This window comes from Pleurocapsa minor HA4230-MV1, assembly GCA_019359095.1.
Classification (GTDB): Bacteria; Cyanobacteriota; Cyanobacteriia; order Cyanobacteriales; family Xenococcaceae; genus Waterburya; species Waterburya minor.
The window spans coordinates 66,180-79,555 of the sequence record JAHHHZ010000025.1; the positions used below are offsets into that span (position 1 = coordinate 66,180).

General features: G+C 40.6%; 11 protein-coding genes. 9 read left to right on the forward strand and 2 right to left on the reverse strand.

The window, feature by feature from the left end; translation table 11 throughout:
- The first annotated feature begins 46 nt into the window (after positions 1-46).
- The 3 genes from tal (at position 47) to opcA (ending at position 4,396) form a co-directional block, all read left to right on the forward strand.
- Positions 47-1,195: a transaldolase gene (gene tal, locus KME09_16945; protein MBW4535626.1), complete on the forward strand. Its 1,149-nt coding sequence runs from the start codon at positions 47-49 to the stop codon at positions 1,193-1,195.
- A 158-nt stretch (positions 1,196-1,353) separates the two neighbouring features.
- Positions 1,354-2,883, forward strand: a complete 1,530-nt coding sequence (locus KME09_16950; protein MBW4535627.1) for a glucose-6-phosphate dehydrogenase — start codon at positions 1,354-1,356, stop codon at positions 2,881-2,883.
- Positions 2,884-3,037: 154 nt separating this feature from the next.
- Positions 3,038-4,396, forward strand: a complete 1,359-nt coding sequence (gene opcA, locus KME09_16955) for a glucose-6-phosphate dehydrogenase assembly protein OpcA (protein MBW4535628.1) — start codon at positions 3,038-3,040, stop codon at positions 4,394-4,396.
- 7 nt (positions 4,397-4,403) lie between these two features.
- Here opcA and KME09_16960 read toward each other — a convergent pair whose 3' ends face one another.
- Together KME09_16960 and KME09_16965 are read right to left on the reverse strand one after the other, a co-directional pair.
- A complete protein-coding gene (locus tag KME09_16960) occupies positions 4,404-4,970 on the reverse strand; it encodes a hypothetical protein (GenBank protein MBW4535629.1) in 567 nt (188 codons plus the stop codon).
- Positions 4,971-5,023: 53 nt separating this feature from the next.
- Positions 5,024-6,097, reverse strand: a complete 1,074-nt coding sequence (locus KME09_16965; protein MBW4535630.1) for a potassium channel protein — start codon at positions 6,095-6,097, stop codon at positions 5,024-5,026.
- A gap of 165 nt (positions 6,098-6,262) precedes the next feature.
- On the opposite strand from KME09_16965, the gene KME09_16970 reads away from it, so the two are divergent.
- The 6 genes from KME09_16970 (at position 6,263) to KME09_16995 (ending at position 13,189) form a co-directional block, all read left to right on the forward strand.
- Entirely contained in the window at positions 6,263-7,540 is a 1,278-nt protein-coding gene (locus KME09_16970) for an aspartate aminotransferase family protein (GenBank protein MBW4535631.1), read from the forward strand.
- Positions 7,541-8,477: 937 nt separating this feature from the next.
- Complete coding sequence (locus tag KME09_16975) at positions 8,478-8,684, forward strand: hypothetical protein (GenBank protein MBW4535632.1); 207 nt, start codon at positions 8,478-8,480, stop codon at positions 8,682-8,684.
- A gap of 164 nt (positions 8,685-8,848) precedes the next feature.
- Positions 8,849-9,052, forward strand: coding sequence for a hypothetical protein (locus tag KME09_16980; GenBank protein ID MBW4535633.1), 204 nt, complete (start codon positions 8,849-8,851; stop codon positions 9,050-9,052).
- A 266-nt stretch (positions 9,053-9,318) separates the two neighbouring features.
- Positions 9,319-10,011 carry a C39 family peptidase gene (locus KME09_16985; protein ID MBW4535634.1) on the forward strand — a complete coding sequence of 231 codons (693 nt, stop codon included), beginning with the start codon at positions 9,319-9,321 and terminating at the stop codon, positions 10,009-10,011.
- Between the two features lie 261 nt (positions 10,012-10,272).
- Positions 10,273-10,929 carry a lysozyme gene (locus KME09_16990; protein ID MBW4535635.1) on the forward strand — a complete coding sequence of 219 codons (657 nt, stop codon included), beginning with the start codon at positions 10,273-10,275 and terminating at the stop codon, positions 10,927-10,929.
- A 265-nt stretch (positions 10,930-11,194) separates the two neighbouring features.
- The gene (locus KME09_16995) at positions 11,195-13,189 is read left to right on the forward strand and encodes an ABC transporter ATP-binding protein/permease (protein MBW4535636.1); all 1,995 of its coding nucleotides are present in this window, start codon (positions 11,195-11,197) and stop codon (positions 13,187-13,189) included.
- The last annotated feature ends 187 nt before the right edge of the window (positions 13,190-13,376 follow it).

The following is a 13,376-nucleotide window of genomic DNA, read 5'->3' on the forward strand; positions in this document are numbered from 1 at the left end:
GCTTAACTAATTACGTTTATCGTATTACAGGAGTATTTATCAAGCTATGTCTACAACCAACCCAATTTTAGCCATCGAAAATCAATACGGTCAAAGTATTTGGATGGATAATCTCAATCGCGATCTGATTGAATCAGGAGAATTAAAACAGTCGATTACCGAAAAAGGAATCCGTGGGATTACTTCCAATCCTGCCATCTTTGAAAAAGCGATCGCTGGTAATAAAATTTACGATCGCTCGATTGAGGCAGGAATTAAAGCTAAAAAGTCAGTCCAAGAAATCTACGAAGATTTAATCTTTACTGACATTCGTAATGCCTGTGATATCTTGATGCCCATCTATGAGGAAAGCAATGGTTTAGATGGCTATGTCAGCATTGAAGTCCCACCCAGTTTAGCCAAGACTACTGATAATAGTACTATTAAAGAAGCGCGTCGCTATTATCAAACTATTGAGCGTCCCAACTTGATGATCAAAATTCCAGGAACTAGAGAAGGTTTACCTGCGATCGAACAGGCAATCTCTGAAGGGATGAGCATCAACGTAACTCTGTTGTTCTCTGTTCAAAGCTATATTGATGCTGCTTGGGCATACATTAGAGGCTTAGAGAAACGGGCAGAATCGGGGGCAGATATTAGTAAAGTGGCTTCTGTTGCCAGTTTTTTCCTCAGTCGGATTGATGTGATGATCGATGAACAGATTGACAGCAAGTTAGAGTCTGCCGAAGGCGATGCCAAAGCTAAACTTGAGGCAATTAAAGGTAAAGTGGCGATCGCTAATGCTAAAATAGCTTACCAGAAATATAAAGAGATCTTTGGTAGCGACAGATGGAAAGCTCTAGCAGCCAAAGGTGCCAAGGTACAGCGTTTGCTTTGGGCGAGTACGGGGACTAAAAACCCTGACTACAGCGACGTGATGTACGTGGATGAATTAGTTGGGCAAGATACAGTTAACACTTTACCTCCCGACACCATTGATGCCTGCGTCGATCACTGCGATCCTGCTAGTCGGATCGAAAGCAATCTAGATGCAGCACAGCAAGTTATCGAAGGTTTAAAAGATGATGCGGTAAATATCGACCTAGATGCTGTAATGGATGCGCTACTAGAAGAAGGAATCGATAAATTCATTAAGCCTTTTGAATCTTTAATGTCATCTCTAGAATCCAAAGTTGAGCATTTAGCAACGGTATAAACAGGATGAAAGATCGATAAGATAGAAAATGAGAATGAGGAATCTAAAACTACATTTCTCATTCTTTTTTGTTCCCAGCTGATCTCGGGGCGGTTTAACCCTATGGCTCAAGAAAATTAACAGCATCAATTTTAACCAAAATTCTCTCAATCAAACATATGGTTGCAATATTAGAAAATCCGTTACGAGTGGGATTGCAGCAGGCACGTACCGCCGATCCTGCTATTATCGTTATTTTTGGCGCATCGGGAGATCTTACCCAAAGAAAGTTGATTCCTGCGATCTACCAAATTAGACGAGAGCGCCGTCTGCCCTCAGAAATGACCATTGTGGGAGTTGCCCGCCGAGATTGGGATCATGACTATTTCCGACAACATCTTAAAGATGGGATCGAAGAATTTGGTAATGGTGTTGGTAATGAAGAACTGTGGAATGAATTCGCTCAGGGTATCTTCTACTGCTCAGGCAATATGGATGAGGCGGAAAGTTATCAGAAGTTAAACAACTTTCTGACGGAATTAGACGGTAAACGGGGAACTAGAGGCAATCGTATCTTTTACTTGGCAGTATCGCCTAATTTCTTTAAACCAGCCTTAAAACAGCTTGGTGCAGCAGGGATGCTAAACGATCCGCTCAAAAGCCGAATTGTGATTGAAAAGCCTTTTGGGAAAGACTTAAGTTCGGCTCAGTCTCTTAATCGTGCGGTGCAGCGAGTTTGTAAAGAAGAACAGGTTTATCGCATCGATCATTATTTAGGTAAAGAAACTGTCCAGAATATCTTAGTCTTCCGTTTTGGCAATGCTATTTTTGAACCTCTGTGGAATCGGCAGTTTGTCGATCACGTTCAAATCACCGTAGCAGAAACCGTCGGCGTAGAAGAACGCGCAGGATACTATGAAACTTCGGGTGCTTTGCGAGATATGCTGCAAAATCATTTGATGCAGTTATTTGCCATTACAGCCATGGAGCCTCCCAACTCGTTAGATGCCGATAGTATTCGCAACGAAAAAACCAAAGTTTTACAGGCGACACATATTGCAAACGCTAATAACTTGGAGCAATCGGCAATTCGAGCGCAATATTCTGAAGGTTGGATGAAAGGTCAACCAGTTAAGGGTTATCGTCAAGAAGAAGGGGTGAATCCTGAATCTACTACCCCAACTTTTGTCGCTTTGAAGCTAGAAATAGATAACTGGCGCTGGAAAGGAGTCCCGTTTTATCTCCGTACAGGAAAACGGATGCCCAAGAAAGTCAGTGAGATTTCAATTCATTTTCGCGAAGTTCCTTTATTAATCTTTCAATCGGCAGCACAACAAACAAGTCCTAATGTTCTAACGATGAGGATTCAGCCGAATGAGGGAATATCGCTCAAGTTTGAAGCCAAAACCCCTGGGCCAGATTTAAGAACTAGAACCGTTAATATGGACTTTAGCTATGGTTCATCTTTTGGTATGACGACAGCAGATGCTTATCATCGTTTGTTACTCGACTGTATGTTGGGAGATCAAACTCTCTTTACTCGTGCCGATGAAGTGGAAGCAGCCTGGAATATTGTCATGCCTTTGATTAATGCCTGGGAATCTCCTAGCGATCCTAGCCTCATGCCTCAATACGAAGCGGGTACTTGGCAGCCGAAAGAAGCGGAAATGATGATTAACCGCGATCATCGTAGTTGGCGGAGACTTTAAATGATTACTGATTACTGATTACTGATTACTGATTATTTGCGACGCGAAGCTAGTCCTTTAGGGCGAAGCTTATGCTAAAGCACTAGCTACGCGTCGTCCTTTAGGACTGATTACTGACATTCTACCGTTGTGGTATTACTAACTACTAATAATTATGGTTTCACCAATAGTTTCTTTACAAGCACCAAAAGACGTATCCATTGATGAAATTGAAGCGGAATTGCGATCGCTTTGGCAGAGTCAGGGTAAGGATGAAGATAGCACAGCCGTTACTAGAGCAGCAACCTTTAGTCTGATCGTCTATGAGCCTGACGGTACGCAGCAGCTATTAGCCTCTTTAGGGTTTTATACAGGGCCTATTGACGGAATTGCTGGGCCAAGAACCAGTGCTGCCATTAAAGCTGCTCAAAAAGACTACGGTATGGAAGCCACAGGAAAATCGAACACAGCTTTACGTACTAAGCTACAAGAAGAATTTATTCAGGCAAAAGCCCAAGATAAGTTGACCGCCGAAAATAAAACTGCTGCTGTTAGCTATACTCCCGATTCAGAAGGTATTACTGCCGATGTAATTGCTGCTTCTAATCCCTGTCGAATTATTACTCTTTGTCCGATCTTGGGGGAAGATACAGGGGTTACAGCTCAGGTATCGGCATACTGTCCCATTAATAAGCAGAGCCAAAATACTTTAATTTGCTGTGAGTATATTACTCTTAGTGGTACTGCTGAAGCACTAGATCGGATTGGTGGTATTATTGCCGAATTAGCGATCGCCGATTTGCCTAAGTTTATCTGGTGGAAAGCAACTCCAACTCCCGACTTGCCCTTGTTTAAGCGCCTCATCTCCTCTAGCGATACCGTAATTTTTGATTCTAGTAGCTTTGTTGAACCAGAAACAGATCTCCAAGCTTTGGCAGGATTACTCAAGCAGGATACTGCTTTGGCAGATATTAACTGGCGTAGACTAGCACCCTGGCAAGAATTAACCGCAGCAGCTTTCGATCCCCCAGAAAGGCGAGCGGCAATTTATGAAGTAGATCGAGTTACTATTGACTATGAACAGGGTAATCAGTCTCAGGCATTAATGTTCCTTGGTTGGTTGGCAAGTCGTCTCCAGTGGACTCCTGTCAGCTATAACTTTGAAGGTGGAGACTATGAGATCCGTCGAGTTAAGTTTACTGATGACAAACAGCGTACTATTGAAGCTGAATTAGCAGGTATCCCTACTGCCGACTGGGGAGATATTCCAGGCGATTTAGTCAGCTTACGTTTAACCTCAACCAATGAGAATGCAGATTGCTGTACTGTTCTTTGCTCAAGCACCACAGGCTGTATGCGAATGGAAGCAGGGGGAGGCGCACAAGCTTGCTATATTGAGCAGGTAACTCCTTTATTAGACCAAAAGAGTGAAGATTTGCTCGGTCAACAACTCCAGCGCTGGGGTCGAGAAATGCTTTATGAAGAAAGTATGGCAGTTTCGGCACAAATACTCAAACTGATTACTGATTACTGATTACTAATTACTGATTAGTAATTTTCTTTTCTACTAACTGAAGTTGGTGCGGTTCGATAGTTAAGGGTTGTTGTTTCAACAGTGCTAAATCTTGGATAATTTCCTGTTGCTGTTGTTGAATTCGATCTAAACGAGTCAGAATTTCCTGTAGCTGTTGCGAGTCGTTGGTTACTTCGTAGTTGGTTACCGTGGTGTTAGAAGTAATTGTTTTCGGCTTTGTCTCCCAGCCAAACAAGAATTTAAGTAAGCGCCAAGGCGATCGCAAAATTGCCAGCCAAAGGCGATCTATCGTACTGGCGATCGCGCGATAGACTGTGAGTAGTAATCTTACTAGCAAAATAGTAGCAATTAAACTAGTTAGGATAGCTATTAAAGGATGATTAACTAACCAAGCGATCGATGGATGTTGAGCTAACCAAACAGCTATGGGAGAACCAATTGAATTACCAATACTTTTGATTAAATAATCGTCTGCGGAGGACGCTTTTTCCGCAGCCTGGTGAACTAGAGATAAAGCTTCTGTTTTTAGGGGGGTTAACTTGTTAGCCAGATTATCTAGATTATCTAATAACACAGGGCAAAGGATTAAAATTCTACTTTAGCTAAAATAAGCTTAAAAAGTATGATCTACTGATTATTTTTGGGAAGTCTCAATCCAGCATTAGGATTAATTGGCCCGAGAATTTTATTTAACATTCGCAGCTGATCTGCCGTTCCCATACAGATTAAGGCATCACGTTCTAAAATTTGCGTATCTCCATTAGGCCCAGCAATTAAATTGCCGTCAAAGCGTCGAATTGCTAAAACTAATGCCCCTGACTGAGAGCGCAATCTAGCGTCTTTTAAGGTCTGACCAACATAGGGACAAGCTGCTGAGTCGATTAAAAATTCTTCCATATAGTAAGAACTATTCGACCCTGCAATAATGCCATCTACAAAATCCATGACCTGGGGTCTTAATGCTGCTGCTGCTAATCTTTTGCCTCCTGTAATATAAGGGGAGACCACCGCATCTGCCCCTGCACGCTGGAGTTTTTGTACCGCTTCTTCATTACTAGCGCGAGCGATCGCTCTAATGCGCGGATTTAGAGTCTTGGCTGATAGCACTGTATAAAGATTCTGGGCATCTGAAGGCAAGGCGGTAACCAAACAAGTTGCCCGTTCAATCCTGGCACGGATTAATGACTCATCAAGGGTTGCATCTCCCAAAATTACTGTATAGCCAAGCTGCTTGATTTCTTCAACTTCTTCGATATTATCGTCAATAATCACGAAGGGAATATTTTCCGCAAAAAATTCGCTGGCAACATGACGACCTGTCCGCCCAAAACCACATACTATATAGTGTTCATCTAGAGATTCAATCAAACTTTTCTCCTGCCTTAGTCTGATTCCTTCCTGAAAATACCCTTGAATTAGGGCTTCTGTAAACCGATTGACGATATAACCAATGGTGAATAAACCCATAAGAATTAGAGCAACGGTGAATAATCGCCCTCTTTCTCCTAACGGATGTACCTCCAAAAACCCTACGGTAGATAGGGTAATCACAGTCATATAAGCCGACTCAGCCAAAGTCCACTTTTCGACTAACCAATACCATAAAGTACCGAGCAGTACGATACTGGCTAATGCTACACCACCCCTAACTAACTCCTTGCGTAAACGCCCATATTTTGCCTCAAAAGTGTAGCTATACATTCAATATTTATTGTTACCGTATTCGATAACACTCTTTTTCCCAAATTAATTACATTAAGATTAAATTGGCATTAAAATCAAACTACATTAGTCTTAGCTTTAGCAAATAATAACCGTTTTTTTACACATAATTATTTCAAAATAATCTTTATCAAAGGGTATCTTGTGATTCAATCTACAGCCATCAATAATTCTCAAACTACTTTAAAAACCACTGAATTCGATCGCGATCGCTTTGACCAGAGTGTAATGTCAACTTATGGTCGTTTTCCAATTGCGATCGACAAAGGCGAAGGCTGCCGTCTTTGGGACACTGAGGGTAAAGAATATCTCGATTTTGTGGCAGGAATTGCTACCTGCACCCTAGGTCATGCCCATCCAGCCTTAATTAAAGCTGTTACTGAGCAAATTAACAAGCTACATCACGTATCTAATTTATATTACATTCCCGAACAGGGTCAGTTGGCAGAATGGTTAGTGAACCACTCCTGTATGGACAAAGTATTTTTCTGTAATTCTGGAGCGGAGGCTAACGAAGCTGCAATTAAGCTAGTTAGAAAATATGCTCATACTCATTTAGACAAGGTTGATAACCCAGTTATTCTCACTGCTAAGGCTAGCTTTCATGGGCGTACCCTTGCAACTATTACCGCTACAGGACAAGAAAAATATCAGCAAGGTTTTGGCCCTTTGCTTCCTGGCTTCGCCTACGTGCCGTATAACGATATTACGGCGATAGAAAACGCCATTACCGACCTTGATGAAGGTACTTTGAGTCGAGTAGTGGGAATTATGATCGAACCCCTTCAAGGGGAAGGAGGAGTACGTCCTGGAGAGCTTGAATATTTCCTCAGACTGCGTAAAATTTGCGACGAAAATAATATTTTGCTGGTTTTTGATGAGGTACAGGTAGGTATTGGTAGAAGTGGTGAATTCTGGGGTTATGAAAAACTGGGAATTGAACCCGATATTTTAACTAGTGCTAAAGGTTTAGCAGGTGGTATTCCCATCGGCGCAATGCTCTGTAAGGACTCCTGTGCTGTATTTGAGCCAGGCAATCATGCGAGTACTTTTGGTGGCAATCCTTTTGCTTGTGCTGCTGCGCTGGGGGTACTGCAAACTTTGGAGGAGGAAAATATTTTACAGAATGTCCAGCAGCGAGGAGAACAACTTCGAGTTAGATTAAGAGCGATCGCCCACAAATATCCTAATTTGTTTAGCGAAGTTCGTGGCTGGGGTTTAATTAACGGAATTGAATTACGCTCAGATATCGATCTTACTTCTATACAACTGGTTAAAGCAGCAATGGAGCAAGGGTTACTCCTAGCTCCCGCAGGGTCAAAAGTACTACGTTTTGTGCCACCGTTAATCGTATCTGAACAGGAAGTAAACCAGGCTGCAAGTATCTTAGAAGCAGTAATTATGCAGAATCAATTCAATTAGAGCCTGCTCCGATCTTTGGTCAATAATGCGCAGTGACAATCATTAAACTGTTACACTTCCATTAGAGTTTTTTAGGCTAATAGGTCAAAATTTTATATGTGGTGAGGAGTGAACTTTAAAAGGCTTGCTTTTGGGATCGAAACACGGACAGAACCCCAAAAGCAGGTCTTCTCGCTTTTTATTAGCCTTGCACTCTAAATTAAACTTGTCTGACTCAGTTTCAAGATTTATATTGACGCTCACCGTTGCTAAAAGCCCTAAAAGATTAGCTCCTACTTCGCATCGCGCGTCACAACGGTAATTCCTTATACACAGGGATTTTTTAAGACCTTTCCTCTTCAGAGGCTGTCTTGCGACAATTAAAGAATTAATCCTTTTTCAACTAAATAGACAAATGCTTTAGAACTGACTAACATAATCGCTGGATATCGCTCATAATCAGGATTAGTAAGGGCGTTTCGCGTTTGCGTAGTATTTTTGAAGGAGAAATACCCCTGCAATTAATCTGTTTTACCTAAAAATTAAAACATATTACGTCGCTGATTATTACTTCTACAGTTCCACTGCTGGAGAAAATTAACCAGAAAAAATTAACTTATTGGAATACTAGTGCCAAATTAGACTTTTGCCCCCTCTCGGCAAGAGTTTTTTGCATATTTGGTATTGATAATTAGCAATTGTAACTTTAGTCATAAATAGTTTACTCAGCTGAATAACTAAAGTACTAGAGAGTTTATTTATTTCGTTTATAGAGAAAAAAGACCTTTGTGAGATGTTTTATTTAGCTCTAAATTTTATTATAAAAACAGTTAAGAACCAAAGCAAAAGTTGATTAATTAAGATTATTTTAGAACGAGCTTTGGCGAAAACAAAATGATAACAGTTTTTGTTTTCATTGAAAACTACTTAAACAATTAAACAAAAAGAGGTCAACACAATGATTATTTCTGACTTAGAGTATATCGAATTAGCTGAGAATTCCGAGATCCAAGGTGGAAAATGTTGCTGCTCCAATACTAATGCTCAAGCTTATGGTGATGATGATGTTCAAGCTTATGGAGACGACACTAACCCTTACACCGATACTTTCGTTGCAGCAGATGCCAAGGTTGGTTTTAGGGGGAGCAATCGATCAAGAAGATAATTCGCCTTGACTAGGTTATTGAAAGCATAACTATCTTTAAAACTTACCCTGACACTGGATTTTAATCAGGTAGTGTTGCCAAAACTTAAATTAATCATGATGAGAACAACTTTTGCTCTCAGTCAAAAACTACTTAAACAAATAAACAAAAAGAGGTCAACACAATGATTATTTCTGACTTAGAGTATATCGAATTAGCTGAGAATTCCGAGATCCAAGGTGGAAAATGTTGCTGCGCCAATACTAATGCTCAAGCTTATGGTGATGATGATATTCAAGTTTATGGAGACGAAACTAACCCTTACACCGATACTTTTGTTGTAGCAGATGCCAAGGTTGGTTTTAGGAACAAACGAACAAGAAGATAATTCGCCTTGACTAGGTTATTGAAAGCATCACTATCTTTGAAACTTACCCTGACACTGGATTTTAATCAAGGGTAGTGTTGCCAAAACTTAAATCAATAAGATCGAGCAAGATCATCGCTACACAAAAAGAAGGATTGTTGCAGTCATACTCGCGCGTGCTTAAAATGCGAAATTTTGGGAGTGCCAGTCGTACCATTTCTGGGTATGAATCGACACTTCTTACCACACAACCGTTCAATTAAACAACCTATTAAGGGAGCAAGATCATGGATTTAACTTATAGTTCTACTACTTTACAAAGCCTTGAAACAAACCAAAGCAATAGCTTGGGTGGATTATCTGACGAAATGCTGGCCCATAGCAATGTATTAAACAACAATTCCAATAGCCTAGGTGCCTCATCTAAAAATACCATTGAATACGGCGATCCCTTAATCGATGCCGACTATTGGCGAGAACAGAGGGGTGATTATTCCTGTGCAGTTGTGGCTCAAATTTCCGTATATGAATCATTAACTGGTCAACGTATTTCCGAAACCGATGCCGCTGATTATGCCTACCAAAAAGGATGGTTTGATCCTGATAGTGGAACTTCTCCAAAAGACATGGACAATCTTCTTGCCGATTGGGGGATTGAAACGTATACACCACCTGATGCCTCTTTTGCCAATTTGGAAAATGCTCTGGCAAGAGGAGACAAGCCTATTGTCGCATTGGACGGTAACGAAATTTGGTCGCCTCAATCTGACCGCCAGGGTAATAGCTTAGAACAATCCGATGCAGGTCATGCTGTTTGGGTAACTGGTATTGACTACGAATCCAATGACTCGGTGAACATTATTCTGAATGACAGTGGAATTCCCAATGGTAGCTCATCAGTTGTTGAATACGATGACTTTATCAATGCATGGTCAGACTACGATTCTTTTGTCGCGATCGCCGATAATCCTCTTGTTTAAAATCACAAGAAGCTAGCTTATTGCCAACACTGGCGACTCTAGACTAACTTGCCATTAGCCAAGCGATACTGTTTTTAGGCTGAAATAGCCTTGGCTCAATGACAACAGAACAGATGAAAAGTGGCTACAAATTTTTTTTGTCTAAAATTGCAATCGCAATTTTAGTAAAGATTTGCTAAAACTTAGCTCAATTGAATCGTTTTACTCTTGACCATCGGCTAAAACAGTCGGTTGAAAAAACAAATATTTAAAAAATTAGTTATGAATAAATACATTGACGGAATAATTGTCATAACCAGTGTTTGCTCTTTAGGATTGACAACTATCTCCCTCGCCGAGAGCAAAATTTATCAACCAGCCAATAACGTAGTTAAAGATTTACAACTAGAGAGATTAGATGATTCTCTCACTACTAAGCTAAAAAAATCAGAAACCTATATTGCACCTACCCCAATCAAACCTCAGCTGAAGCCTGTATCTAACCTCGCCATTAACTTAATTAAGGAGTTTGAGGGATTTAAAGACTACGCATATATTGATACTGATGGTACTCCTGTAATTGGTTATGGTTTATCGCGAATCGGTGGTTTACCTGTACAAATTGGCGATCGCATTTCCACCACCCAGGCTAATGCAGCTTTAAATGCTCATATAAGAGAAATTAATCAGGAATTAGAGCAGATTATCAAGGTTGATTTAAGCGATCGCCAGCTCAGTGCTTTAACTTCCATTGCTTTTAATGTTGGCGTAGATAACATCAAAAATAGTACTTTAGTGCGGAAAATCAACACCAAAGATTATACAGGTGCAGCAGATGAGTTTCTCCGCTGGGATAAAGCTAATCTCCAAGGTGCATTAGTCCAAATGCCTGGATTAAGTAGAAGAAGAGCCGCAGAAAGGCAGCTATTTTTACAGTAGTTTTCCGTTGAGTAGACACATTAATTTATCGAAGTAATGGGTAATGGGTAATAGGTAACGGGTAATAGGTAATGGGTAATGGGTAATGGGTTCTATCCAACTGAAATTCGCTGTTAAGTGACAATCAAAATTCCTAGATAGTTTGCTGTTGACCAGGCTTATAGCTTTTATTAAAAGTGGCGTAATAAACCCATTCATGTATATCTTGGAACATTAAGTTAATACTTAATATAGTTCGATATATTTTCTCTTAGGTCATAAATTAATGGTAGATACAGCACCTAAAATCAATCGTATTGATGGTCGTCTTTGGCAACGGTTTATTGAAGTAGCTTTGCCCTATTGGTATCCCAGTAAGAAGAAAGCGGGAACTTTCTTTTTGATGCTGTTACTGTTGTTGATATTTCTCTTTGCGGCTTTGTTTATTGCGATCGCGGGAACTGTTTGGTTGGGACAGCAGTTGTTCCCCGAATTTACCAATGAGGCTGCTGCTGGCTTGATCGGCATCAGGAAGCAGGTATTTACTAACTCAACTTCGCGCCTGATCCTAGCTTTTGCCTTAATTTTGCCCACAGCAATATTTGTCTGGAAATTTCAACGTTGGCGAGAACGCGCTAAACAGTGGGGATTGTTGTCTATATTATTGCTGTTTTCCATTATGGTTAGCGGTTTAAATGTGGTAATTTCCTTCACGATCCGCTTTATTGAAACTGCTTTGGTAGATAAGGATGAATCGACGTTTTGGCTGTTTTTATGGGTTTATGGCGGGGTATTTGTGGTCGGCACAGCGATCGTGGTGATTTATACTTACTGTCAGAAATTATTGGGAGTTTACTGGCGAGAATGGTTAACTCAAAATCTGCTCCAACGGTACTTAAAGAACAGAGCTTACTATCGAATCAATGCCCAAAAGCAAATTGATAACCCCGATCAACGTATTGCCGAAGATATTCAATCTTTTACCCGTACTAGTCTAACTTTGCTGTTAAGCATCCTCGACTCAGTTATTACTTTAGTTTCCTTTGTGGGAGTGCTGTGGGCTATTTCTAGCAGTCTTTCCCTGGTGTTAGTGGGTTATGCCCTATTTGGGACTATTGTTACTGTCTTGTTAGGGAGAAGACTAATTGGACTTAACTATAACCAACTCCAGCGAGAAGCGGATTTTCGCTATGGTTTGGTTCATTTGCGAGACAATGCTGAGTCGATCGCTTTTTATGGTGGAGAATCACAAGAATTAACTAGTGTCGGTCAAAGATTTGCTCACGCAATTAACAACTATCATGTTTTAATTGGTTGGCAACGAAATCTTGATTTTTTTACCACAGGACATAGTTATTTTGTCCGAATATTGCCTTATGTAGTGGTTGCACCGCTTTATCTAGCTGGTAAAACTGATTTTGGCGCGATTAGTCAGGCGACGATCGCCTTTTTCCAGATTTTTGGGGCTTTGAGCATAATTATTGGTCAGTTTGAACTATTAACTGCTTTTGCTGCGGGTATAAATCGTATTGCTGTTTTTGATGAAACTCTAACAGATTTTGATCTAGGAACTACTTCCGAGTCAGAAACAACGACTATCGGCTCAACTATCGATTCTCGTTTGGCATTAGAACAAGTAACCCTATTAACCCCCGATCATCAACAAACTCTGGTTGAAGATCTTTCGCTAACTGTTGAACCGCAGCAAAGTTTAGCTATTGTAGGGGAAAGTGGGGTAGGTAAAAGCTCTGTGTTAAGAGCGATCGCTGGATTATGGAATCAAGGTTCAGGTAACATTGTTCGACCAAGCTCTAATTCGATGTTGTTTTTGCCCCAAAAACCCTATATGATCCTGGGGACATTAAGACAACAGCTACTCTATCCGCATACCGATAGCCATATTCCTGACGCGCAGCTAGAAGAGGCTCTAAGAGAAGTTAACCTAGCAGATTTAACCGCCAAAGTAGGTGGATTAGATGTGGAATTGAGTTGGTCGGACGTTTTATCTTTGGGAGAGCAACAAAGACTAGCTTTTGCCCGATTATTACTGACTAAACCTAGCTATGCAATTTTAGATGAAGCCACTTCAGCTTTAGATGTGCAAAATGAAAAACGGCTATATCAAATGCTCCAGCAGTCTGAAACGACTATTGTTAGTGTCGGTCATCGTCCTAGTCTATTGCAATATCACCAGAAAGTGCTTCAGCTTCAGGGATGCTCACAATGGCAAATATTACCAGTAGAAGATTACCTGGCAACTTTTAATGAGCTAGATACTTAGCCTCAGAGGCATTGTGATGCCAACTGTGGCTCTGCAAAGATTAAGAAATATTGAACATACGACATCTCATCATTAGGTATCTAGGGAACTACTTAAGCTCTTAGATACCTCGATCATCTACGTAGTTTTAAAGCCTTAAAATAAGCTTAAACTCTTGATTTTAGGTAGGTTAATCGGGTTAACTTAT

What these genes read in the sequence shown, in the direction of transcription:
- tal (MBW4535626.1), top strand. Translation starts at nt 47, where the DNA reads ATGTCTACAACCAACCCAATTTTAGCCATCGAAAATCAATACGGTCAA.
- KME09_16950 (MBW4535627.1), top strand. Translation starts at nt 1,354, where the DNA reads ATGGTTGCAATATTAGAAAATCCGTTACGAGTGGGATTGCAGCAGGCA.
- opcA (MBW4535628.1), top strand. Translation starts at nt 3,038, where the DNA reads ATGGTTTCACCAATAGTTTCTTTACAAGCACCAAAAGACGTATCCATT.
- KME09_16965 (MBW4535630.1), bottom strand. Translation starts at nt 6,097, where the DNA reads ATGTATAGCTACACTTTTGAGGCAAAATATGGGCGTTTACGCAAGGAG.
- KME09_16975 (MBW4535632.1), top strand. Translation starts at nt 8,478, where the DNA reads ATGATTATTTCTGACTTAGAGTATATCGAATTAGCTGAGAATTCCGAG.
- KME09_16980 (MBW4535633.1), top strand. Translation starts at nt 8,849, where the DNA reads ATGATTATTTCTGACTTAGAGTATATCGAATTAGCTGAGAATTCCGAG.
- KME09_16985 (MBW4535634.1), top strand. Translation starts at nt 9,319, where the DNA reads ATGGATTTAACTTATAGTTCTACTACTTTACAAAGCCTTGAAACAAAC.
- KME09_16990 (MBW4535635.1), top strand. Translation starts at nt 10,273, where the DNA reads ATGAATAAATACATTGACGGAATAATTGTCATAACCAGTGTTTGCTCT.
- KME09_16995 (MBW4535636.1), top strand. Translation starts at nt 11,195, where the DNA reads ATGGTAGATACAGCACCTAAAATCAATCGTATTGATGGTCGTCTTTGG.